16 protein-coding genes are annotated in these 23,783 nt (G+C 47.5%); 4 read left to right on the top strand and 12 right to left on the bottom strand.

Translation table 11 applies throughout. The features are described 5' to 3' along the window. Positions 1-37: 37 nt before the first annotated feature. From MJZ25_03325 to MJZ25_03315, 3 genes are read right to left on the bottom strand one after another with little or no spacing between them, the layout of a single operon-like run. Complete coding sequence (locus tag MJZ25_03325) at positions 38-607, bottom strand: hypothetical protein (protein ID MCQ2123192.1); 570 nt, start codon at positions 605-607, stop codon at positions 38-40. Continuing rightward, positions 592-1,065 (bottom strand): hypothetical protein, encoded by a 474-nt coding sequence (locus tag MJZ25_03320; protein ID MCQ2123191.1) that lies wholly within the window; start codon positions 1,063-1,065, stop codon positions 592-594. The genes MJZ25_03325 and MJZ25_03320 overlap by 16 nt, the downstream gene beginning before the upstream one ends. 18 nt (positions 1,066-1,083) lie before the next feature. Continuing rightward, positions 1,084-1,239 (bottom strand): hypothetical protein, encoded by a 156-nt coding sequence (locus tag MJZ25_03315; protein ID MCQ2123190.1) that lies wholly within the window; start codon positions 1,237-1,239, stop codon positions 1,084-1,086. A 1,340-nt stretch (positions 1,240-2,579) separates the two neighbouring features. On the opposite strand from MJZ25_03315, the gene MJZ25_03310 reads away from it, so the two are divergent. Both MJZ25_03310 and MJZ25_03305 read left to right on the top strand, forming a co-directional pair. After that, positions 2,580-3,467, top strand: coding sequence for a DUF6261 family protein (locus MJZ25_03310; protein MCQ2123189.1), 888 nt, complete (start codon positions 2,580-2,582; stop codon positions 3,465-3,467). Between the two features lie 447 nt (positions 3,468-3,914). After that, positions 3,915-5,297, top strand: a complete 1,383-nt coding sequence (locus MJZ25_03305) for a hypothetical protein (GenBank protein MCQ2123188.1) — start codon at positions 3,915-3,917, stop codon at positions 5,295-5,297. A 130-nt stretch (positions 5,298-5,427) separates the two neighbouring features. Here MJZ25_03305 and MJZ25_03300 read toward each other — a convergent pair whose 3' ends face one another. The 4 genes from MJZ25_03300 to MJZ25_03285 all read right to left on the bottom strand — a co-directional run bounded on the left by MJZ25_03300 (position 5,428) and on the right by MJZ25_03285 (position 12,751). Next, positions 5,428-6,918, bottom strand: coding sequence for a hypothetical protein (locus MJZ25_03300; protein MCQ2123187.1), 1,491 nt, complete (start codon positions 6,916-6,918; stop codon positions 5,428-5,430). A 10-nt stretch (positions 6,919-6,928) separates the two neighbouring features. Then, positions 6,929-8,095 carry a hypothetical protein gene (locus MJZ25_03295; GenBank protein MCQ2123186.1) on the bottom strand — a complete coding sequence of 389 codons (1,167 nt, stop codon included), beginning with the start codon at positions 8,093-8,095 and terminating at the stop codon, positions 6,929-6,931. A gap of 11 nt (positions 8,096-8,106) precedes the next feature. Continuing rightward, entirely contained in the window at positions 8,107-10,992 is a 2,886-nt protein-coding gene (locus tag MJZ25_03290; protein ID MCQ2123185.1) for a leucine-rich repeat domain-containing protein, read from the bottom strand. Between the two features lie 79 nt (positions 10,993-11,071). Next, positions 11,072-12,751: a hypothetical protein gene (locus MJZ25_03285; GenBank protein ID MCQ2123184.1), complete on the bottom strand. Its 1,680-nt coding sequence runs from the start codon at positions 12,749-12,751 to the stop codon at positions 11,072-11,074. Between the two features lie 408 nt (positions 12,752-13,159). Between MJZ25_03285 and MJZ25_03280 the strand changes: the two genes are divergently transcribed. Further along, on the top strand, positions 13,160-14,269 hold the full coding sequence (locus tag MJZ25_03280; protein ID MCQ2123183.1) for a radical SAM protein: 1,110 nt from the start codon (positions 13,160-13,162) through the stop codon (positions 14,267-14,269). Between the two features lie 15 nt (positions 14,270-14,284). Continuing rightward, positions 14,285-14,788, top strand: coding sequence for a hypothetical protein (locus MJZ25_03275; GenBank protein MCQ2123182.1), 504 nt, complete (start codon positions 14,285-14,287; stop codon positions 14,786-14,788). A gap of 136 nt (positions 14,789-14,924) precedes the next feature. On the opposite strand, the gene MJZ25_03270 is transcribed toward MJZ25_03275, so the two are convergent. The 5 genes from MJZ25_03270 to MJZ25_03250 form a co-directional block, all read right to left on the bottom strand. Further along, positions 14,925-16,373, bottom strand: a complete 1,449-nt coding sequence (locus MJZ25_03270; GenBank protein MCQ2123181.1) for a hypothetical protein — start codon at positions 16,371-16,373, stop codon at positions 14,925-14,927. Between the two features lie 468 nt (positions 16,374-16,841). After that, positions 16,842-17,369: a hypothetical protein gene (locus MJZ25_03265; protein ID MCQ2123180.1), complete on the bottom strand. Its 528-nt coding sequence runs from the start codon at positions 17,367-17,369 to the stop codon at positions 16,842-16,844. Positions 17,370-17,495: 126 nt separating this feature from the next. Beyond that, entirely contained in the window at positions 17,496-18,326 is an 831-nt protein-coding gene (locus MJZ25_03260) for a hypothetical protein (GenBank protein ID MCQ2123179.1), read from the bottom strand. Between the two features lie 180 nt (positions 18,327-18,506). Continuing rightward, positions 18,507-21,278, bottom strand: a complete 2,772-nt coding sequence (locus tag MJZ25_03255; GenBank protein ID MCQ2123178.1) for a TIGR02171 family protein — start codon at positions 21,276-21,278, stop codon at positions 18,507-18,509. Positions 21,279-21,318: 40 nt separating this feature from the next. Further along, the gene (locus MJZ25_03250) at positions 21,319-23,040 is read right to left on the bottom strand and encodes a Na/Pi cotransporter family protein (GenBank protein ID MCQ2123177.1); all 1,722 of its coding nucleotides are present in this window, start codon (positions 23,038-23,040) and stop codon (positions 21,319-21,321) included. Positions 23,041-23,783 lie beyond the last annotated feature (743 nt).

The following is a 23,783-nucleotide window of genomic DNA, read 5'->3' as shown; positions in this document are numbered from 1 at the left end:
ATCAGGGGTCTAATAGTTTTTTCACGTTATAGATCCTTTAAAAGATATTGTATTGAACTGTTAAGTTTAACCCACCCATGGAATATCCATAGTCATCGCCATGGTTCAGGTTAGAGTCATGATAATACATTGCCTGTTCCTCGTAGGAGAGTCCCAGCCATATTTTTTTGTTAATCCTATAACCTAGTGCAACGCCTAGGCCCATATGAATTTGTTGCGGTTTAAACCCTGTGAAATATTTTTCCTCTATGTAATCCCCCAGATAATCATGAGAAACGATATAGCCTAGCGAAAGAAACGTCTGGGCAAAAAATTGCCTGTACGAAAAATTCCAAATCATAGGCTTCAGATCAATGGCCCAGAAGGCAATGCTCTTATCACCATCGGAATGGGAATAACCGAATCGACGAATGGTCACAGCCAAGCTGTAGTCTATATCGTTTTCCGGTTCATCAAACACACCAGCATCCAAGGAGAAAGCGACGATACCGGAAGGCTTGTATACCTGATTTTCGCTCTGCAAGCGAGAGTCACCAATGCTAGCACCAGCAAAAAAGGCATTCGCATTGACAACGAGAAACAATGCAATGATTAATATTGCTCGCATACATTTTCCTCCGAAGCAAAGTATTCCGTTTCTCCGTTGTATTTTTTATAGATTCGCAAATACTTAGGACTTTCGTTAATAAAGTATCGGTAATATTCCTTGCCAATTCTAACATTGTTGGGAAAAACACCATTCTCGCCAATCCCACTAAGTTCCACATCATATTTATTTTCTTTATAGATCGGAGCTTTAGATGAATCGATTTCGGTATAATCCTCATTCATGTACATTTTCTTTTCAGAGACTGTGGCAGAATCAGTACCAACGCAAATCGCGGTGCATTCCCAATAGCGGTTACCGTCGCTGTAGGATTTAGCGATATCATAATAACAGCCTTGAATATCCTCGACTGAGAGTGTTCCCGATGATACAGACAAGCCGTCACTGTCAAAGTACGAGCAACTCGTCCAAAGCATGCCAAAGGCAATCGATGCAATCGAATAATTCAAGGTTGTCATTTTCAAGAGTCATTTCTCCTATTTGATTTTGACTCGGGAAAGAATGGCGGTACCTCTACGCAGTACCAGGTACTCTCCCGAAACCAACTGGACATCTTCAATAGAAATGTAATGTTCTCCAGCACTCCAAGAGCCATTGTAGATCTTGCCCACGGAGATACCTGCCGCATTCACACGTTCTAAAATGTAGTCACCGTCAGCGGGTGGACTCTAGACATTGTTTTTTCCTCTGGCTGAGAATTTAACAATAAATATGACAGCATGATTGATGTGAACCCTCTTATTAAATCACGCCATAGTCCATTTTATTCCTTATGAAAATAAGTGAAAATTGCGCAAAACCACTTGATTTGCGCATTGAGATTTAATCAACCTGTTTATTAGACCCCCCAAACCCGTGGGACACAAAATAGGCCAATTTTATCGGGGGTCAAATATAAAATCAAAAAGGCGGTTTTGGGGGAAAGATTTCATTTATTCATAATTTTTTACAATTCCATAAAAACTTCCGTCATCCAAGATTTGAGACGGGAATCTGCAAAAAGGCTAGCCCGATTTCAGATTCACAATCATGCGAATCAAGAATACGACGACGAAACGCAAGAATTTATCTGTAGATTCTATCGCTTCGCTCCAGAATGACTTTGGGAATGTGTTGTGCAGCCGCGACACTGTTTCAGGGTGATTTTGAGAACTGGTTGTGCTGCAGCGGTGCTGCTCTAGGCGATCATTCAAAAGGGTTCTGTGTTAAACAAGTTATCAAGCAATTGAATATTCAAAGACTTCAAAATTTTTTCATTTGTACGCGCAGAAGCATTTCGTACAAAGCAATGTCTTTTGCAGAACCGTGCAATTAAATTTTTAACACACAATCTCAGGTTTGTTGCAGACAAAATATTTCTGCCGCTATAAGGTTGCAATCATATCGCAGCAAAACAAAAATTAAGTTAGGCTCATTGTAAAGATCAGTCTCAAGACAATGTTTTAATTGTCCGTGGATTCTATCGCTTCGCTCCAGAATGACTTTAGGACTGAACACCACCGCGGTCTTGCCACTCTAGGGGATATTTAGAATACACATTTTCAAAAGTGACTAAAGCCGCAACAAATTAAAGATTCGACAGTCCCACATATCAATGCATTCCGAAATGATTTCGGAATGGCAATTCACCGCAGTTGCACCACTTCGCAGAGATTTCAAGATCAAGCTTTATCACAATTGCAGCTTTTCCAGGTGAACTCGGAATTGAGTCATGCAAAAAGACGACTGTCATCGCAAAATTGGGATGGAGCGCATGTAAACAAACGAACTACATCAGAAATACATTGTCATACAATGGTCAAAACGTGACAAAAACGTGACAAAAGTAGCATAAACTTTTACAGAAACGTGACCGTTTGTGACCATCTGTGACAAACAAACTTCGTAGTTTAAAAACAACGCCGGATGCGACACCGCTAAAGTGAAACTTCCGACGGAAACACAAGCAAACTCTCAAAACGAGGTTATCAATATGAAGATGATTACATCTATTACCTTCTCCGCTCTTCGCAACGACGAATTCTACGGTCTCTTGAGCGAAGGCCTGACCCTTGCAAAGGCAATCACTGACAAGGAAATTCAGAAGGCGGTCACAGACTTCGAAGCCGCCATCAAGAATCTTTCCGATTTCTTGGAAGCAAGCATTACCGCCAACGCCGAAAGGCAGGCCCGGGACTTGGATGCCGAACGTAACACCATCTACAAGGCATGCCGCAAGGTGGCAAATGCAAGCAGGTCCATTCCCGACGCAAGCGCCGCCGAAACCGGGGCCCTGATCTGGAAGGTGTTCGACGAAAGTCCCAGCCCTATCCGCATGAATCAGGCACAGTCCACCGGTGCATTGCTGAACATTATTCAGGGCATCAAGAAGATCGACGAAGAAAAGCTTGTGGCCTGCGGATTCAAGGAATGGCTGGATCGCCTGGAGGATGTGAACACCCGTTACATGAATGCGGACATGGTCAGGTTCTCTGAACGCAGCAAGCGCGAAGTCGAGAATTGCAAGAACTTGCGCATCGCCTGCGTCGACGCATACAACGTAATCGTAGGCGCAGCTTATTTCAAGGCGGCAAATGGCAGCGAACCTTGCATCACGTTCCTTGAAAGCATGGACAAGGCGGTTGTCGCCAAGAAGCTTCAGCTCAAGATCCGCCGCGAGCGCAAGAAGAAAAACACCCCGGTGGATAACGAAGTCGTAGAAGCAGAAAATAATGACACCGAAGCTGCGACCACCGAAAGCGCGGTTGAAAACGCGGTTGAAAACGCGGCGACTAACCCTGCGACGAACAATGAAGCGGCGAACAATGCCGCCCCCACCACGGACAATGATTCCTCGGTGGGTGTAGAAAATGCAGCATGATCTACACTATACATATAAAACATTAGAAGGAGATATAAGTCCCGGCTTCAAGCGAAGTCGGGATGTTTTTTTTGCCGCAAAATTTTGCCGCCAATTTTTGCCGCCAGGAGATAATTTTTGAAAAAGGGCGTTTTTTACGGGAAAAAGTTCCTTTTTTTTATACAATTTTCCCGTAAATTATTAGGTTGTTTGTAATAAATCTATGGTTTGGGCTCATTTTTTCATTGGAACATGGTCCCAAAAGGAACCACAACCATGAAAATGCCGGTGAAAATGGGCTGATCGGCGACGTTTTTCCTTTCCTATGCGAGTTTTGCGATAATTTGTCTGTAAAATTACGTGAAAAACTAATCAAAAAGCAGCATTTTTCCCGTAATTTTGGGCATTTTTCCAAAAAGATCTCCCCAGCACACCCAAAGCCCCTCCTAAAAAGTTATTTTGCACCCTATGGCGCATAAACTGATTTCCACAATGTTCCTGGCCGCATGGGGTTTTGCTAACGCCGCCGTGGGCGAAGTTTTCCAGCTGGACCTGACTCCCGGTACGAACCAGTCGGAGGCGGGGATCTTTATGCGCAATTACAGGCCGGGCCCGGACAGGCCCCTCCTGGGCATCGGCGGACGCGACTGGCACCTGGCCGCGAACCTTTACGCCGGCGGCGGCGCGGTCATTAGCGAGGCGGTGCGCGACACCACGAACCCCCGCGGCTACCTGGGCGCATACCTTACCGGCCACAAGAAGAATTTCGACTTCGCCTTGAACCTGGCTTTCGACAATTTCGAGAACAGGAACATGAAGGATTTCAAGGCGCTGCAGTACACCGGCCATATCGCCTATAAGCTGGACTGGATCCAGTTCAAGGCGGGCTACGACCGCGAGCATCTGGGCCCCGGCGTGTACAACAACCTGGTTTTCAACAGGTCCTCCTTCCCCTACGACATGATGTCCATCAACCTGGACCTGGGACCGCTCCACGTGTATTCATTTTACGGGGCCCTGAGGGTGGCTCCCTGGGGCTGGCAGGCTCCCATGGGTATCCCGGAACCGGTGCGCGAGCAGCTGGTAAGCTCCATGAGCAAGGACCGCGACGTTTACGGCCACCGCTACGAGTACCGCGGCAAGAGCCTGACGCTAGGCATCAGCGAGGCCACCTTCCTCTACGACAACAACCAGCCCTGGCTTTTCGTTCCCACGGTGCCGCTGTTCATGGAGAAGGGCAACTTCTCCGAAGACACCAACAACGGCGAGCTATCCTTTGACGCGGAATACAAGATCCGCGGACTGGGCCGTATCTACACGGAATTCCTGCTGGACGACATGGAAAGCCCCATCAGCCTCATCAGAAACGACAATATCGAGGCAAAGTGGGCATGGATGGCGGGCATCCAGCTGGACAAGGATTTTGACCTTTTCGGACAGAAGCTCTGGGCAGGCACCATCGCCGAATACGCCCGCGTCGAGCCCTACGTTTACTCCCACTTCGTTGCAAATTCTGCACAGGCAGCCCACGCGGCACGCCCCATCGGCAACCCCAACGGCCCCAACAGCCAGGCCATCGACTGGTCCATCTACGCCCAGTACGGCAAGCGCTTCAGGGCGGTACTGCATAACAAGTGGCTCTGGAAGGGCACAGACACCGGCAGCGAACTGAACGACGTTACCCCCAGCACCAACCATTACAAGACCCCCAAGAGATTCCTGAAGGGCGCCAACATGCAGTACACCATGGCCCCCTACCTCAACTACCTCGTGGACCACGTTTCCTACCAGCTGGGCTTCAAGTTCTTCGGCGAAAAGGAATGCTACGGCAACGTAGTCGTGTGGTGGTAAAGCCAACACAAATCCGCAGCGGATAAACAACGCAGACAAGCTGCCACGTCAGATCAAAAAAAATTGAAATGAAAAAAGGAGCCAGGCCGAAGCCTGACTCCCCTTTTTTATGAGAAGAAACTCACAATGACTACCTAGACCCAAAGGAACTTATGATTTTCAAATAAGGATCGTCAGTCGTCAACTCAAAAGCAACACCATTAGATGCCGTTGCCATAGCCGTTCCATTATACTTAAAATCGTCAATGGAAGTAGGACAAGTTTCATGCTTTACAGCAGTCCAGGATTTTGCAAACCAAAGACTGAATATAGCCTTCTGTCGTCCGCGGGTTTTGTCAGCCTTTTTGGCCACGTTGTAGTAAGCCCACACACGCATTGCTGCGGCATCCTTTTCCGAGGACGAAGTCGGCTTCACGTCGTTACGCCAAACAAGCTTCTTGATATCTTTTCGATCCATCAAACCGGAGCTACGCAAGGAAGCCAAAGAAGCCACAAGACCATAATGGTCCCCGCAACCCAACTCGACAGCAAAATCCTTAGCATCCTTAAGGGTATGTTCCAGCCAGAATTTCACCTGCCAGGCGCAAATATCCTTATTCAGAAGAACTTCCACCAAAATATCATTCAACCAGTAGCCCGTTTTCTTAGCACCGCCAGGGAATTTTCCAGCTTTAGAGGCCTGGACAAATTCTTTTTCCAATTTCAGTACGTTCAAGAAATTTTCAAGCCCTGCAACTTCATTAGAAGAACTCAACTTAAGATCAAATCCTTCTGCTCGAGCCTGGTCGATAAAGCCCTTATTCTGAAGAAACTGTTTTTCAAATTCTCCCATAAGCACTTTTTTCATATGGGCATTCGACATCATGGATCGGATAAATTCATCCTGGGTACCACCGGCAAAATGACCAAACCCGATTGTGATATGAGCATCCTTGGGATAGTAATGAACCTCGTTGAAGATTCTTCTTGCGTCCGCATCAGCATTGAAGGCTGCAATAAGCTGAGCGCATACACCCTTAGGATTCACAAAGCCCGTGCAGACAGGAGAAAGATCAGCAACAAAAGTTACATCACAGAGATATCCGGACTTCTGGTTATAATTAAACTTATACCAGCGAGGAAACTTTTCCTTAGGACCCAAGTCAATCTTTGAAGCCTTATCAAAGGGCAAGATGGTTCCCCTAGGAACTGTGGTTTCTGTACTAGAATTTACAGAAGCGGCAGAACGCATATTTGCGTTATCCGGGGTTGTAATAACAAAGCGTACATCGTCACTAGAAACTCTTTCCGAACAAGAGCTATAGCCACTTACAGCAACTTCAGGCAACTCAATGGTTTCTTCTAATTGCTGATTTTTCGGGGTCTGTCGCTCCGGTTCTACATCAAGAATAAGCTTCTTAAAAGTAATGTCGCAGAGGTAGCCGATTTTTCCGTTGTACGTTGCGCGATACCAAACCGAGCCTGGTTTCGGCAAGTCAGATTCGTACCTTTTATCGAATTCTACAAAAATCTTTGATCCCTTCGGAATCACCATCAAAACAGGATACTTTGTAGAATAAAGGGCGCGAAGATTAGCGTTGGATATTGTTTCTGCATTTATTTGGCAAACTCTATTTTCCATTATCAGCCCCCTACAAAGAATCTACCGGTTCAAAGGTGATATCACAGAGGTAGCCTGCCTTGCCATGATAATAGGCCCTGTACCACTTAGACCCTGCCTTTGGAGAATCAGACACGAAACATTCTCCAAAATCAACCGTCACAAGTTCATTCTTCGGAATTACCGCAACAGCAGAATGTTTTGTTGAGCAGTCCGGACGGAGATTCACATTTCTTGAATTTGTAATGGCATTATTTTCGCGTGATACGAAAGAGGAATAATCCTGGGCACTTGTCTGGCCACAGTCTTCCACATAGTCGAAACTTCTCGGATCAATATTTTCAAATGCCTTCGGTCTGCGGAATTCAAACTTCACGTCCTTTTTATTCCAATTGGTTTCTTCCGTCCAGCATTCAAGTTTATCCAGGAATCTATAAAACATGCGGTTGGAACTCTTAACGTATTTCCATTTCTTGCGGAGTACTCGCAACTTATCCACAGCGGCGCTAGATTCGGCAGTGATGAAATAGTATTCATCTCCATTATTCTTTAAAGTTTCAAGAACAACTCGTACATGGAAATTCTTACCCTTTCTGTTGCACAAGATATCGCCCGGCAGAATATTTTCGGGAGAAACAAAGTCGCTACCACCATTTTCAATCACAGTGCAATTTGAACGGTACGGACGATTGGAATCCGGTTCAAAATGATCAACCTTATCTGTATTATAGCCAAGGGTTTTCCACCTGAGTTCAAGGGGAATATCCAACAAACGCATAACGCGTCCCAAAGCCCTCGAAACAAAGCCAGAGCAGTCAATACCGACAGCATAATGAATCAAGGCCGCCCTCAGGTCCTTAAAACGACCTTCAGCCAGCAATTTTGAGCCATCCGTTTCCAAGAAAGCCTTAAGTACTTCGGGACGGCATTTACCCCTAGAGGAGTCATAGGGATCAACGTTGTCAGGATTGGGAAGTTCCTTCTGCAATTTGTCCAGTGTTTGAAGGTAACCAGGTTCGTTCTTCGATCCTTCCCAACGACGATCTTTTCGATGTTCCGGTTTGACATAGTTATCAACATTCATTACATACGGAGGAACAACGTCGATAGTCTTTGCAGGATCGCTCGGATCCTTAATTGTCATGACTTCCCAACTACGGGTATATTCTTCCAAAATTCGAGTAATTGTATTTCTCAATTTCTTTATCCTTATTTTAGAATTAAAATCAACAAAGTAATCACTAGAACAACTGCGGCAACAATTCCCGCTGTTTTCAAGACTTTCTTCTTATCCTTGGGATATTCAATATCCACGCTACCATTGAAACCATCGACGATAGCTCGGTAGAAAGAGCCTTCGAACTCAATCATGGCAGTCCACAACGGGTACAGAACAGAGTCAAACGTTAGGTTAGAATAGTCTATTTCTGCGGCCAGGTCGCCATTGCCCTTCTGCTTTTCTGCATCCTGAATTGCAGAGTAAACTTGACGTTCGACTTGTTCTTGCAATTGTTTCAAATGTCCCACAGCATCGTTGGCAAAGTTTTCGACCAACGCATCCTGAGAGTACACTTCATCGCTAAATTTCTCTGCAACCACATTGGGTGCAGCCTTGCCAAACTTAGAGGATGACACAGGAATTCTTTTAAAGACCTTTCCAAGAGAACCTTCGATGGTCTTCTTTTCCGGTTTTGCAGGAGTTGATGCCGCTGTCGAAGAAGATGCAGCCGGAGCAGGTGCTGGAATATTAACCGTATACTTATACTTTGCAATCGTAGACACATCGTAAAGCCAGGACGGTACGTAAACAAGATTAAAAGAGGCTTCCGTAATGAATTTACCCTTGAACTCAGAAAGGGCGAAGGTCTTGCTCTTAATATTCGCAACAGCCCTTGCAGTAACTTCAGCTTCGCTGAACTTTGTTTTCGCAATATAGTCCGGGCGAATAGTCTTAAGTTCGGTCACCTTATCTGCGTTCATCTCGCAACTACATTTGGGGCACTTGGTGTAGCCGGGGTTATTTTTAAACACAGCTGTAAATCCGCACTTCATGCAAGAAATGGACTTGAGTTTTACAGTCTTGTTTTTTTCGATCAGGTGATTGTACAACGTCGTATAAGCCGGATTATTTTCAGAAACAGAGAAATTCGGGTACTTCTCTAGTTTTCTTGAATTCAAAAATGCTGTTTGATCAATAATCGTCGTTTCTTCCGGAATATCAACCATTTCAAGCTTATCACAATTTGCAAAAGCTTGACTTTCAATGCACTTGACAGAAGAACCGATACTGATTCGCTGAAGGCTACTGTTTCCACGGAAGGCATCCTTGGTAATAGTATCAACGCTAGCCAAGCTAGGCACGCTATCCATGAAAACGATAGGATCGGGGCCGTTCCAAGAAGAAAGTTTCTTTTTGTCCTTACTCAATTTGTAAGATGCGACAACTTCTACGCCCTTATCCCATACGACTTCAACCTGGAGATCTTCTTCACCAAGAGTTGTCTCGTACACCTTTGATGCGCACTGAATATTTTCCCCATTCACGCGCCAATACTTAATGACGTAGCCGTTTTCAATATCTGGTGTTGCAACAAACTTCAGAGCTGTTCCACGAGGCAAATAAGAACTCAAAATTTGGTTGCTGCCTACATAAGCCCTCAAGGTACCGCCGTGGACCTGAGAAACAGATACCAGCGACATTTCAAAGGTATCACCCCAGTTCTCACTGGGATTAGGATTCGGACAATCCGGCAATTTTTTGCAGATATAAGAAAGAATCGCTATGGGCTTGAATTCATTTTTTACGTCTTCGTTTGCCGGAGCCTTAGCTTCTTCCACTGCCGGCGTTGGAGCCTTAGCTTCTGCAGTAACAGGCGATTCAACTGCAACGTTTTTCGTAATCGGAGCAAAGCTACGTAATTTACGAGAGCGCATCATCAGAACTCGTTTACCAGCCAAAACCCTTCGACGAGTCTTCTGTTCTACAACAGAGTTTGAAGCATCACTTGTCTTAACCTCAGAATCTTCCTTGTTGACAATATCCAGGTTACGGTACATCAGCACAGCAGAAATAAATGCCGGGAACCTACCCAAGGATAGTTCATCTGCATAGGAAATCTGGTTAAACTCAGATGTTTTCGGGAAATACCAGTTTCTTGATTCAAGGAACTTGGTGTTAAGCCAAGGGCGTTCAACCCTCACAGAACGATATTCAATAGAAACTTCGGAAATTTTGTCCAAGTTGACATTGTCATCGCAAAGTGCCTTGATATTATCAGGAGCATTTTCATAGAGTTCCTTAACTTCTTCACCAGAAAGGTATAAGCAGTCCCACTCCTCTTTTTCAAATCCAGACGGATACAAATAAGTCGTTGCGAAGGTTCCCTTTTCGCCATTGGTCTTTGTATCGATTTCCGTATCAAAGGAATCTGTCAGATTTTTTCGATAAACTTCCGGCTGCGAGGCAGCATAAAGTTCAATATTTTTTATTGCAGTTTCTACTTCCAGCTTGTGACCATTTGTCAACCAATCTTGATTAATGGTCTGCAAATTCTGTCGTGCTCTTTCCAATTCAGCAAGAATAGCTTCGCGTTCTTCCTTGCTTTCTGCCAAATTCAAGGAATTGTTAATCATATTGCAGGAGTCTTCCTGCGTGAAATACATATCGCGGTACTTATTGTATTCCTCGTATATGGGCTTTACCACGCCGTAATCGCCAGAGTCATCATACAAGAGTTCTCGGGCTTTCTTGTAATTCTCATTCAGTACAGAATCATTTACGCCAGCAGCCATGACAGACTTGGAAATAGCATCATGATAAACAGTCCAAAGATTATCTTCAGAATCCACCTCAAGAGCCACATTTCCCTTAATAGGGACATTCATCTTATGGGAAAATTCAAAGATAGTGTTCAGATCTCTATTGTAAGTTTCCAGATTATCCAGCTTGGGATTTGTCAACAATTCAATTTCATCTGAAAAATAGGCAGTAGACTCTTTTGGTAGGCAAAGAAAGCGGTCATTCTTTTTAGCATCGCCTTCTTCATAAATGCTTTTCAATTTTTGGTGAAATGCTACAAGTACTTTTGAATTCATGATAACCCTCAAAAAAAAGAACACAGCCCCTCCCCCAATCGAAGGGGCCGTGCTTTTTTTTATTTATGATTAGATTGGATTAGATCCATTCCTCATCGCCGATTTCGGGATTCGGATTCGGAGACTGGCCGAGAACATGGCAGTTGAAACCAATCACCTGCATGCCTTCGATGGTAATTTCCTGACCAGACTGCTTGAAGTGGCTATTTGAATCAGCATTACCACTAGAATCAGAATTGGAGTAACCTGCACCAGCACTGATGTTGAAGCAACCAATGTTTACGCCACCCTTATATTCAGCACTCTTAGACTTAAAGCTATCGCTAAAAGCACTTGCCATTTCTGTAGTCTTGAACTTGAGAGTCAGATTACGGACAACAAGCATAGATGTGGGGTAAGCAGCCATGATGCCCTTAGGAGGATTGCCGCCATCGCTCAACACCTGACCAGCACGTTCCATCTTAGGATCAAAACGCCAGTATCTGCTGGTCAAGAAAGATTCCTTAAACCAAGGTCTTACGATCTTCACCTGACAGAATTCAAAGGAGAGCGTAAAGTCCAATGCATTCAAGGAACTAGACATGTTGTGAGAAGAGGATGCTTCTGTGTTTGTAGTAGAATGGCTATGGAAAATACTGCCTGATTTGGTTGTAATGGAACGGCTATGGCTCTTCATGTCCGCATGGCTCTGTGTGCCAACTTCCTTAGATTCAAATACAAACTTGGTCCAACCATTAGACTTCACGAAGTTAGACGGAGAGAATGTGGTATAAAGGAATTCCTGGTTTGCATTGGACATCTTGTAGTGTTCAAGGAGCTGCTTGTAGCCTTCCTTAAGAATGCTGAAGTCTCGAGATTCAATCTGAGCCAACTGGGCAGACAGCTTTTCAACCTGGTTCTTATAACCGGAAACTGTCCAGTTGGTGCTAGCAGTATTAACACGCTTTCTCAATGTCGGGCCATTCATTGTCCAAAGCTGTCTAGCCTTCAAATCACCGAGAGTACCTTCAATCATCTGAGCATGGTAAGTGCTAACAGCTTCTTCGTAGGCATCCTGGTATCTGTTGTATGCATCCATCAAGGGGCTCGGGGTAATCTTAGTGGTCTTTTCGCCAAGAATGTCAACCACTTCTTCAACCTTTTCGCCCAAAAGTTCGCGATTCTTTTCGCACATGGCCTTTTCGGCTTCAGTCAATTCAGCCTTCTTCACCTGACTCATGGTCAAGATGCTTTCGTACACGTCGGAAAGAGAACCTTCGCCATACATGGTCTTCAAATTAGACTGGCTGTTTCCAGAAACATCGGGAATAAAGTCAACCAAAGAAGCAAAGTCACATGCAGAACTCACTCTACGCTGCTGACTTTCTTTCTGCATTTCATCCTTAATTTCTGCAACAACAGCATTAGTATCGAGAGCCTCGATAGATTCATTTCCGGATGCCAAGCGATTCTTTTCATGTTCGGCAATACGTTCCGTAACGCGGCGCTTCAGTTCTTCCTTGTCAATGGTTTCACCGCTTACGCCAAGGGCTGCAAACTCGTAATCTTCAGGAACAATGGGATAACCCGGCGTTGTCCATGCAAAGAAATTATCTTCACTCGGAGGAGCAACTTCATCACCCGTGGTAAGGATGCCATAGAGTTTTCCCAAAACAGATTGCATCAAAGTATCTTGACCAAGAATATCATTGACACTGTCCTTATTCACATCAACCGGATTTTCCTGCTGACCACCAACGTTTTCAGTTGTTTCACTCATTTTGTTCTTTCCTTTTTTATTACTTTATTTGTCTTTCTTTGTATTAGCTAATCCAAAAGTAAGCCAAATGTATCTTATTTTTACGAAGTAAATCAGCAAAGGAATGAACCTTTTTTTTTACAAATTAACAGAGTATAAACAACGTAATTGTACGTACAAACATTGTATTTAATTGTCATACAATTGCATTACACGTCATACAAAAAAAATTGAAGATTATTTCTTTGCAAGCTGTTGTTTGTAAAAAATCATCGTAAAAAAGCGCAATTGTACTGCGCAAACATTGCATTGTAATACATCTGTATTACAGTGTATGACAATTTGTCTGTAAAGATTTTATTTACTCGAAACTGCTCTGTACACGGCAAAAATCAATGTTATTTTATGCGAAAATCTTTGTTTTTTGTTATGAATTTAGTACTCAGTCTTACAGAGCAATGCAATCTCCGCTGCACCTACTGCTACTATAAAGTCAGTCATGAAGAAAGAGAATTAGTCATGTCCGACGAGGTTCTCGAAAGTGCGATCAAGCTTGCTTTCAACCGCACCGTTGAACTTGAACAGAACTTTTTTAACATCACCTTCTTCGGCGGCGAGCCCTTGCTACGCCTAGGATCCATGCGAAAGGGCGTAAAGATTGCAAAGGAGTTGGTAAAGGCCCGGCGCAAGGAACTGCCGAAAGATTTCAGGCTGCAATTTGCCTTAAATACCAACGGGACTTTGCTCAACGATGACATCGTCGCATTCCTGAAGCGCGAAAAATTCCAAGTGTACATTTCGCTAGATGGCCCGGAACGTTTCCACAACATCGCACGAAAGCAGGTCAATGGCAAGGGAAGTTTCAAGCTGATCCAGCCCCACATCCAACAGCTTGTAGATTTGGATGCAACGGTCCTTTCCGTAGTGACACCTGCTCACGTAAAGGGGCTCGCCAAGTCGGTAGAATGGGTTTTCAAACAGGGTTTTACGCAAATGACTACAGCCCCGGATTTCGATGGGAACTGGACAACCGAGGCATTCGACAGCCTTGCCCTGGAATACCAAAAAATGGCCTTGTTCTGGCTAAAGAACTTCAGGCAGGGTAAGAATTTCTACCTGGGCACCATTTACGACAAGATACTGCTGGAGTCCCTTGGATTCCGCAAGCGAGAACTGACCTGTAACATCGTGAAGGGTGGCATGAGCGTGTCCACCAACGGAAACATTTTCCCCTGCACCCGCTTTATCTCGAGCAAGAGCGATGCAAAATACATTCTGGGGAATGTGCTGAATCAAAAGCCCAACCTTTTCAACGACACCATGTCGAAGCATATATACAGCTACCTGAAAAAGGACAAGCCCCAATGTAAGGGATGCGCCATTCGACACCGTTGCGTAGCCCACGAATGCGCCTGCACCGCATTCTACACCACGGGCTCCATCGAAGGCATTTCACCCGAGGTATGCAATCACGAAAGGATTCTCGCCGCCATCTGCGACGACACCTTGGCTAAAATTTCTCAATCCAACAACAAATAAAAGGAGATAAATCCAATGGCTACAAATACTTCCATTAAGCTTCTCGCAGAAAAGAAGGAATTTTCCCCTGCAATGCAGAAGCGCGCAACATCCTTGTTTCTCAGCTACCGCGACAAGCGCATTGCTGTCCTGAGAAAGAAACTCATCCGTCCGGGTTCCACCGCAGGCGACGTTACCCTCGCTGAACTCAAGAAGCATTTCGAAGAAATCGTAGTTCTCGGCAAGAATTTCCCCAACGAAACCGCAGGCATCCCCGTCCTCCGCGATTTCATGGAGACTTTCGACAGCAAAATGAATACCTTCAGAACAAAGAACAAGACTGTTATCGCCAACAACCAGAAGATTCTTGCAGAAATCAGCCTCTTGGAAGACTCAGCTTTCGCAGTCAAGTTCAACACTGAATTGCTCGCCTACGCCAACAAGAACAAGATCGTTACCACCTCCAAGCTGACTGCAGCCGTCGTTACCAAGGTTGGTGACAAGTTCGTTGCCGCACAGCTCAAGAGCCTCAAGGTCTAAGTCGTTTTTTGATTCTTCCTTATAGTAACAATCCCGGCGGCCGCTTGGCCGTCGGGATTTCTTTTATGCTTTGGATCCTATCGCTTCGCTCCAGGATGACGAAGTAGGGCTGCGCCCCTCGCGATGACAAGTTACGTTACTTCAGCAGAACGTTCTTGCCGGAGATCATGCCGTTGTGCTTGACGCTAACGATGTAGTGGCCTGCGGGAACGTTTGTGGAATTCCAGTTGATATTGTTGATACCGCGCTGGAGGTTCTGTGCGGAGAACTTTGCAAACACTTTGCCGTTGATGCCCACGAGGGAGACTTCAACGTCGCCAGCGGTCTTCAGTTCAACACTCAATGCTTCGCGGGTAAGGCCCTTGATTGCAGCGGCGATTGCAACAGGCTTTGCAGCGGCGGTTGCAACAGGCTTTGCTGCAGCCGGGACGTTCACATTGCTAGACTGTTCTGCAGAAACAACGACGTTCTTTGCAACAGCCTTTGCTGCAGATGCATTTTCCCATTTTACAAGGCGGTAGTAGGTGTTGTCGCTGCCATCCATAATTTTCTTGATATCGCTCTTATACTTTTCAGCCGCAGTTGAATACCACCAGGAATTTCCGTTACTCCAGTCTTCATCATCAACCTTGAGTCGGCTAAAGATAATGTTGTCAGATTCATAATTGGCAAAAAGGCCATACTTCTTGTCCACAGGGTAATCTACTTGAGCGTTAGATGCTGCAGGAACAAAGCAGAAGTAAAGATCAACATCCTTGCCAAAGCTATTAGCCCAGTCAATACCATTTGTATAGTTATTCGGCTTGGAATCATCGGCATCGTGGTGACGCTTGACACGATAGCTATTTACCGGGCAAGCATCATCAAGGCTAATCACAGCATAATTGAATTTTGCACCGGGAAGTTTCGAATAAGATTCTGCGCAGTAATAAAAATTGACGTCGCCATTATTGACGACTACACCAATCGGATGCTTATCACCTTTATCAAACTTTGAATCGCTGCGCGTATTTTCAGCATCAATATGAATAACTCCATCATAAGCATTTCCACTAGGGCAGCTGATCAAGCTATTAAGCATAGCAACTCGCTTTTTATTCATATCGGGATGTTCACCATACAGGATGTTTCCATTCAAATCTTCAATCACAATATTTTTCATGCTCGTACGGCTTTCAGGAAATTCATGCCACGTGGTCGTCTTTTTTTGACCAGCCTTTGTTCTAATGACAAAGAATCTATTATCTGTATTGGGATGATACTCTTCCCCATTCTTGAGAACCGTATTATCGAAAATTAAGCGAACCTTGTGAACGCGACCTTCCAAGTCATGTTTATAATCTTTTTTGGCAGGATCGTCTTTAATCTCGTAGCTTCCATCAAGTTCCGGTTCAACGGAGTAATCAAGAGCAGCGTAATATGCATAAATTTTGAAACCATTAACAGTGCGTCCGCTGACATTCTTTATATAGAATCTAGGTTCAAATGTGCTACCAAAATAGTTGCGGCCAACAACCTGGAACTTATCTGCAGCAAAGCCCATGGACGCAAGTACCATAAGTGCAAGCAATAGGATTTTCTTCATGTTCTTTTCTTCTCCACAAGCCTTTTCATAAAGGTGAAAAGGGTATAACTTGAAAGCCGCACTGCACTCGCAGTACGCAAGGATGTCTCTTGTAACACAAGGACTTTTAAACCAGCATGTGAATGGAAGCCTCCTAGCAGCCCCTACCCCCAGCTAATTTTTCCCCGTGCGCAAATATAGCCCTTGTCTTTTGGCAATCCAAGAGTTTGTATTCAATCTTTTTTAGAAAGTTTTTGAAGTAAAACACTCTGTTGCAACACTTGATATACAAACGTATGCGTTTGTCATACAGCCCAAAATTCGCACGAAAAAACTGCGCAAAAAAAATTTCCCGGCGGCCGCTTGGCCGTCGGGATTTCTTTAATGCTTTGGATCCTATCGCTTCGCTCCAGGATGACAATGTCGCGTTAATGATGTCATTCTGGAGTGAGCATCGCGAACGATAGAATCCAGGATGACGAAGTAGGTTTATTCTTCGGCGGGTTCTACGACGGGCTTGTCGTCGGCGGGGTCTTTGTCAGTCGTTTTGTTGGCGACGCAATGGTTCGCCACGTACATGGCGGATACACCGAACTTTTCCATGTATTCGGTATAGGTGTACGTATTGCCGTCGTCACATTCGCAGACTCTTTCTTCCACGATCATGGCGCCGTATTCAGGGCAGAATTCACCGTCGCAGGCGGGATACTCATGTTTCTCTCGCACGGTGGCTACGCATTCGGGGATTACACCTTCATTGGCGGCGCTGGAAGATGTCGGATCGGGAATGCCGTAGAGGGTTTCCCACCGTTCCCACGAGTCGTCATATTTCGGAATTGTGTCGGTGTCTTCCTCGGAACTGCTGGATTCAGGTTCGCTGCTGGAGCTGGTCACCTGGGTATCGGAATCGGGATCGTTGACAACGGGTTTGGAGGGGGAATCGTCGTTACAGGATGTCCAGAGAGTGGCAAAGGCTGCTACGACAAGCTTGCGCCAGTGATTTTTCAGAATGCTCATATAAACTCCTAACCAGGTGAGATTTTGTTTGAAATATATATAAAAATCCCGGCGGCCGCTTGGACGTCGGGTTTCTTTTATGCTTTGGATCCTATCGCTTCGCTCCAGGATGACCGAGGGAGCGGACTACTTGCGCTTGCGCTTCTTGGACTTCTTCTTGGAATCGTCCTTCTTGGGGGCGGCTTCTTCGGAATCCTTCTGAAGTTCAGACAGGTTCACCGGTTCTGCATCCAGGTTGTTGACTGCATCCTTGACGCCAGTGACTTCGGTCTTGACTTCGGTAATTGCCGGGAGGATCTTGCCTTCGATAGAGGTCTGGATTGCTTCCATGGACTGCTTCATGGGGCAGTCGCCGGCGTCGGACTTCTTGCCGCCGAGAACGCCGGAGGAAAGGACCACGCCTGCGATGGCGATGACTACAGCGAAGAATGCGAGGAGAACGGCCTTGCCGGTCTTCTTGGTCTGCTTCTTGGCTTCTTCCAGCATGTTGTCTTCGAAGGTCTTGAATTCGTTAGCCTGGAGTTCCTTGAGGCTTTCGGTAACGTACACGGAGTTGTTCACGAAGGCGACCAGCTTTTCAGCGATGAGGCCAGCTTCGATGAACACGCGCACTTCCACAAGGCCGGCGGAAACGTAGGCGACGTCGTCGCCGAAGGTAATGCCCTTTTCCTTGTCGGAAACCAGTTCGACAACGAGGCCTTCGGCCTTGAGGGTGTCCACCAGGGAGATGGCTTCAAGGATCTTGTTGATGAAGCGCTTGGAGTTTTCCTTGACGGTTTCTTCCTTGCCTTCGTTCACATAGAAATTGAAATAAGGTACTTCGTCGTTATGGAAGGTGACCTTGTTATCCTGGAAAGCGGATTCCAGTGCCTTGATGGGGAAGTTTGCAGTAGCGTCTGCGGAATTTGCGATCAGCTTGCTAACGAGAGCCTGTTCGCCAAAGTTAAGCTTTCTCATATTATACTCCTAGATTCCGTTCCCGCTTGCGGCCTATAAATCCATCCAATACACCGTGACCTAGCCAGGAACAACCGGCCCTTTTCGGGCCAGGGGAAAATATAGCCTATTACAAGATTTTTTTGCAGACAAAGAAATGTTAAACTTTTTTTTGATTTGAGATATTCGCGCAGAAGGGCCCTATTTCAAGGTTTTCAGCAGGGAGTCCAGGCGGGTGGTAAGCTGCGCGGCCCCGGCGGGAGATAGGTGGTCCATGTTGTAGGCCATTTCGTCGGTGTAGTCGTGGTCACCCATCTTGTTTTCATCAACAAATACAAAGTAAGGTTTTTCCTGGGCTACAGAATCCAGCCAGGCGATTTTTTCTGCAGCCTCGCTACGCTGCATTCCGCAGATGCCGAGGCTTCCGGTGTTCTTGTACCGCGGGGACTGGGGGAACAGAATTCCGATAAGGTAGATTTTCTTTTCTGCGGCCTGGTCTGCAAGGGCCACAAGGCGGCCTAGGTAGGAATCCAGGGACTTGTTTTCGGCATCGGTGAAGGTGGAGTCGAAATAGAACTGGACGCCTTCGGAGTCCCAGCTTCTCGCGGGCATGGAGCTTCCGCCGCGTTCCGTGAACTGGTTGGACACGTAGGCTTCGGCGGGGAAAGATTCGCTGACCGCCCTCAGGAAGTTCGCCGGTATGGAGTCAGCCCAGAACCCATGGTTTTCGTCGTAGATGTAGCCGGGAGCGCCGTTCTTGATCATGGTCCAGAAATCGGGTTCACCTCGCCAGCCGTCGAGATCGATGGATAGAACGATTGCGTCCAGGGAGTCGGCATGGTTCATCACGTAGTTTTCGAGAATGGACAGGTCGCGGTTGGCGTCTACGCCTGTAACGGCGATGTTCAGCATTTTCCATTCAGGGAACATGTCCGGATCGACACCCGCCTTCGCGCGGGAACTTCCGGTAACGAGCACCTTGGTGTCGTCGAGGTGCTTCCAGTAGGTTTCCATTCGGATGCGGAACACGGCCTTGTACTCGTCGTGATTTTCAGAGAGGTAGACGCCGGCGCTGTCCAGGTCCAGGGTTTCATCTGCGCTCTGGAGGAAGGGTGCGGCGGACCAAAGGCAAGGATGCCACAGTTCCTCCCCCATGGTGAGTTCCGTGACGCTGCTGTCGGCGAAGTCCAGCAGGACGATTTTGGCGTGGGCCCCGCTGCCGTTGGCAAGGGCGGCAACCGCCATTGAGGACGCCGCTAAAGATGATGCGCCGCCCAGGGATGCTGCTAAAGATGATGCGCCGCCCAGGGCCCATTCGGTGTGGTCGAAGGAATAGCCTTCGGGGGCCGCCATGGACTGCAGGAGTTTGCCATTGGAATCTGCGACGAAGACGCGTTCGTGCACGCGGTACTTGGAGCCTACGAACTCGCGGCCCGAGGCGGATGCGAAATCCAGGAACAGGGAGCGCTTGGAACCGTCCTTGACGAGGGAGACGTTGCAGGCCTGTTCGCCGTTGTACCAGACAGTATCCAAGACGGACGCACCGGATTTCGGAGTTGCGTCGCGGGAAATGCGGGCGCGGAGTCTGGTGGAGCCTGTCACGGCGAGGCTGTTGTCTGCGCTGACGCCGCCGTGGTAGGCGCCATCGAAAAGTTTCTGAGTCGCCCCGAACTTGCCTCCTGCGAAAGACACTTGCCAGGTGCTTTGTGAGAGGAACGAGGCGGCGTCGGAGTTGTCGCCGGCGTTGGTGACGTACACGATTACGGTGTCGCCGGCGTCGGTGACGCGCCAGCGGGGAATCGCCGCGCTTTCCACGTCAAGCTTCACAAGGCCGCTGCCCGAGGCGTCCAGATTGCGAACGTACAAGCTGGATTTTTGCGAGAGGCCTTCGCGGCCAGTGCAGAAGGCGACCTTGGAGCCGTCGGGAGAAATATCCGGATGGTAGGCGTCAATGGTATCCGCGATTTCCACCGCGGTCAACTGCCCGCCAAAGCTAAAGTCTACGTAGGCCAAGTTCCCCGTCATGTCGTTGCGGAATACAAGCTTGTTCCTGTAGGTGCCTGTCTTGTTCCGCATCTTCTGGGTGGTGGCAAGTACAATGGCGCGGGACTCGTTTGCGCTGCCGTCCTGCGAAAACCACGTAGCCTCGGAAATGGCGCCATAGGCCAGGCGGAAGCCCACGTACGCCGTCCTGGTCCCGGAGACAACCGCGTACACGTCACCGCGGCTCACAAGCGTAATCGCCTCGGGCGCATTCCTGAAGCTTCCGCCCTTCACCACCCGCTCCCCGCGGAAGCCCACGTCAGGCGCCCCGGCATAGTTCATGATGGTCGTATCCTTGTAAAAGCCCAGCAGGTCGTTTGTCCATTCAAGAACGTTTCCCGCAAGGTCGCAGAACCCCTCGGACTTGGATCGCTTACTGCAAACTTCGTGGGCCTTGTAGTCAGAATTCTCGCTGTTCCAGGAATCCTTCGGGTTCCAGGACTTGGACGCCGCATACACCCATTCCGCTTCTGTGGGCAAACGGAATCCCTTCGCCTGGGTAATCAGGGAAAGCCCTTCCAGATTCGTGCAGTGGCCGTCTCCATCGAAAGTCGCCTTGTTGTAGAAATAGGCCGTATCCAGCCCCGCCTTACGGCTCTTGGCATTTGCAAAGTAGACAGCGTCAAAGTACGTAACGTCAACTACGGGCAGGTCCTTCTCTTCGCAGGAAACGTCCATAAGTTCGGCATACTCGCCGCAGGTCACCTCATGTTCGCCAAGCCAGAAATCGTAATCGAACGCCACCTTCATCAGGGGGCGTTCACTAGGCTTCGCCAGGGAATCGTTGGTGCCAAGGACCGTGGAATCGCCGGACGACTGGACGAAAATAAATCCGTCCAATTTTTCCAGGGGATAACGGCTAAGGTCCGGACCGTTGGATTTATTTGTGTCGCAAGCAACAAGAGAAACCGCCGCGGCAACCGCGAGCATCGGGAGAATCAATTTCCCAAGCGTCGCGATTGTAGGCTGTTTAGACAATGCGCTTCTTGCTGTTGGTGCGGGCTTCCACCACGTTGATCACGTAGTCGCCCAGGTGTTCGCAAGCGTTGATCACGTCCATGTAGTGCACAGACATCTGGTAGTCGTACTTCTTGTCGTTGATGTCGACAACGTTACGTTCCTTCAGGCTCTTGCGGTAGTTGTTGATTTCGTTTTCCACGTTGCGGGAACGGTTGTAGTCTGCACCGGGCTTGCCTTCTTCAACTTCGATCATGTAGTCCAGTGCAGTATTGCAGAGTTCCACCATGTGGTTGATGTGGGCGTACTGTTCGTCGGTGAAGTCGTCCTTGCTGCGGAACTTGTGGTTAATGGCGCGGGCCATGTTGTAGCAGGCGTCGCCGATACTTTCCATTTCAGAAATTTCACGGAGCATGGAACGGATGGTGCCCTTACTTTCGGGAGAGAGGCGGCCTTCGCTGACTTCGTTCAGGTACTTGGCGATTTCTACTTCCATGCTGTCGCTGATGCCTTCGTACTTCTCGATGCGGCTGAAGATCTTGGTGAACTCGTTTTCATCCTTAGTAGTCAGCAGGTCCGGCACCATGTTGAACATCTTCTTGCAACGTTCGCCGAAGAGCACAATTTCCTTGCGGGCTTCAAAGATGGAAAGTTCTGCAGTGCTGAGGATGCCGCCGGAAATGAACTTGAGGCGGAATTCATCGTCTTCGGGCTTGTCCTTGATGATCTTGCAGATGACGGTTTCCATGGGCTTGATGAACCAGATGAGGATCAGCACGTTCACCACGTTGAACATGGTGTGGAAGCCGGCCACGGCGAAGGTGACGCCATCCTGGGCAGCCTTGACTTCTTCGGGAGTGGTGGGCTTGACATTGGGGTCGAAGCCCACGATGCCGCAGACCATGTTGATGAAAGGATGGAACACGCAGAGGACCCACACCACGCCGAAGAGGTTGAAGAGCATGTGGGCAAGGGCTGCGCGGCGAGCCTGGGTAGAAGCGCTCAAAGCCACCACGTTGGAAGTCACTGTAGTACCGATGTTTTCACCCATCACGAGAGCGATACCCTGGTAGATTTCGAGGGCGCCGCTGGAGCAGAGGATGAGGGTGATCGCCATGACCGCAGCAGAGGACTGCACACACATGGTGAGGACGCTACCGATCAAAAGGAACAGCAGGGTGCTTGCAAAGCCCCAGTTACCGCAGGCAGCCACAAAGTTCTGCACGGCGGGGATTTCGCCCAGGTGCATGGAGGCGCCGGTGTTGCGGAGGGTAGTGATGGCAAACAGCATGAAGGCGAGACCGAACAGGAATTCGCTGAAGCTCTTGGAGCTGTTCTTCTTGAAGTAGCTGGTGATGATGCCCAGCACGAAGCAGGGGTACACCAAGTAGAGCATGTCGAACTTGAAGCCCAGCACCATGATCCATCCGGAGATGGTGGTACCGATGTTGGCGCCCATGATAATAGAAATGGCCTGCTTCAATGTGAGCAGACCAGCATTAACGAAACTTACAGTAAGTACGGTGGTAGCGGTAGAAGACTGGATAGTCGCAGTCACGGCGGTACCAGTAGCCACACCCATTACGCGGTGTTTAGTCATGGTACCCAGCATGGTGCGCAGAGTGTTACCGGTGAGCTTTTGAAGACCTTCGGACATGGTCTTCATACCGTACATCAAAAGTGCAAGACAACCGAGAAGAGTGAGTACAGCCAGTTTCATGTCCACAGCGGGCATAGTATTTTTCCTTTATCCAATAAACTGGGGGTAAATATAGAAAAAATCCTCCGGGTCGCCCCGGGGGGATAATTTTTGAAAAGTGGATGAAATTACGGGAAAACAGAATTAATAAGCGGGGGTTTTCCCGTAAATCGCTAGTTTGTCCGCAACAAAATCGGGTCAATCGGGTGGGGTGCCGCCAAATTTTACAACCATGGCGCAAAAAAGGGGCCATTTTCGGCCCCGACACCTGCGTTTTGGGTGTATTTTCCATGGGAAACGGGTATTTTCAATTAGTTTGTATAAAAAATTACGGGAAAACCGGCACCAAAACGCTCGATTTTCCCGTAAAATCAAGGGTTTTTCGGAAATTATCTCCCCTAAGGGAAAAAATGTATATTTGAAACATAGAGACGTAATCCTGCCGACTGCAGTCCTTCACGGGCAGGCGCATCAACTCTCTGCCAGACTTCGCAAGCGTCGGCCAGCAGGCTGCGACAAGCAAGAACTTAGGGAAGGGTAAAGCTTCCCGTCGATCTGCGTAGAGCTTGGGGTTCAAGGCCCCAGAACAAAACCTCATGAACATAAGCGGTCATGCGCTCCGGCGAATGCTGGAACGCGGTTTCACGTTTGAGATGCTCAATAAGTTTATCTCAGGCGACTTCTGTAACAAAGACAGCGAGACGGACGAAAACGCAGTCTTGCTAATCAATAAAATAATTGATAACTAAGGCGAGTGAAGCGGCCAAGCTTGCTTGGAC

Origin of the sequence: Fibrobacter sp. (assembly GCA_024399065.1) — a bacterium.
Taxonomy (GTDB): domain Bacteria; phylum Fibrobacterota; class Fibrobacteria; order Fibrobacterales; family Fibrobacteraceae; genus Fibrobacter.
This window is presented reverse-complemented; position numbering and strand designations above follow the sequence as displayed.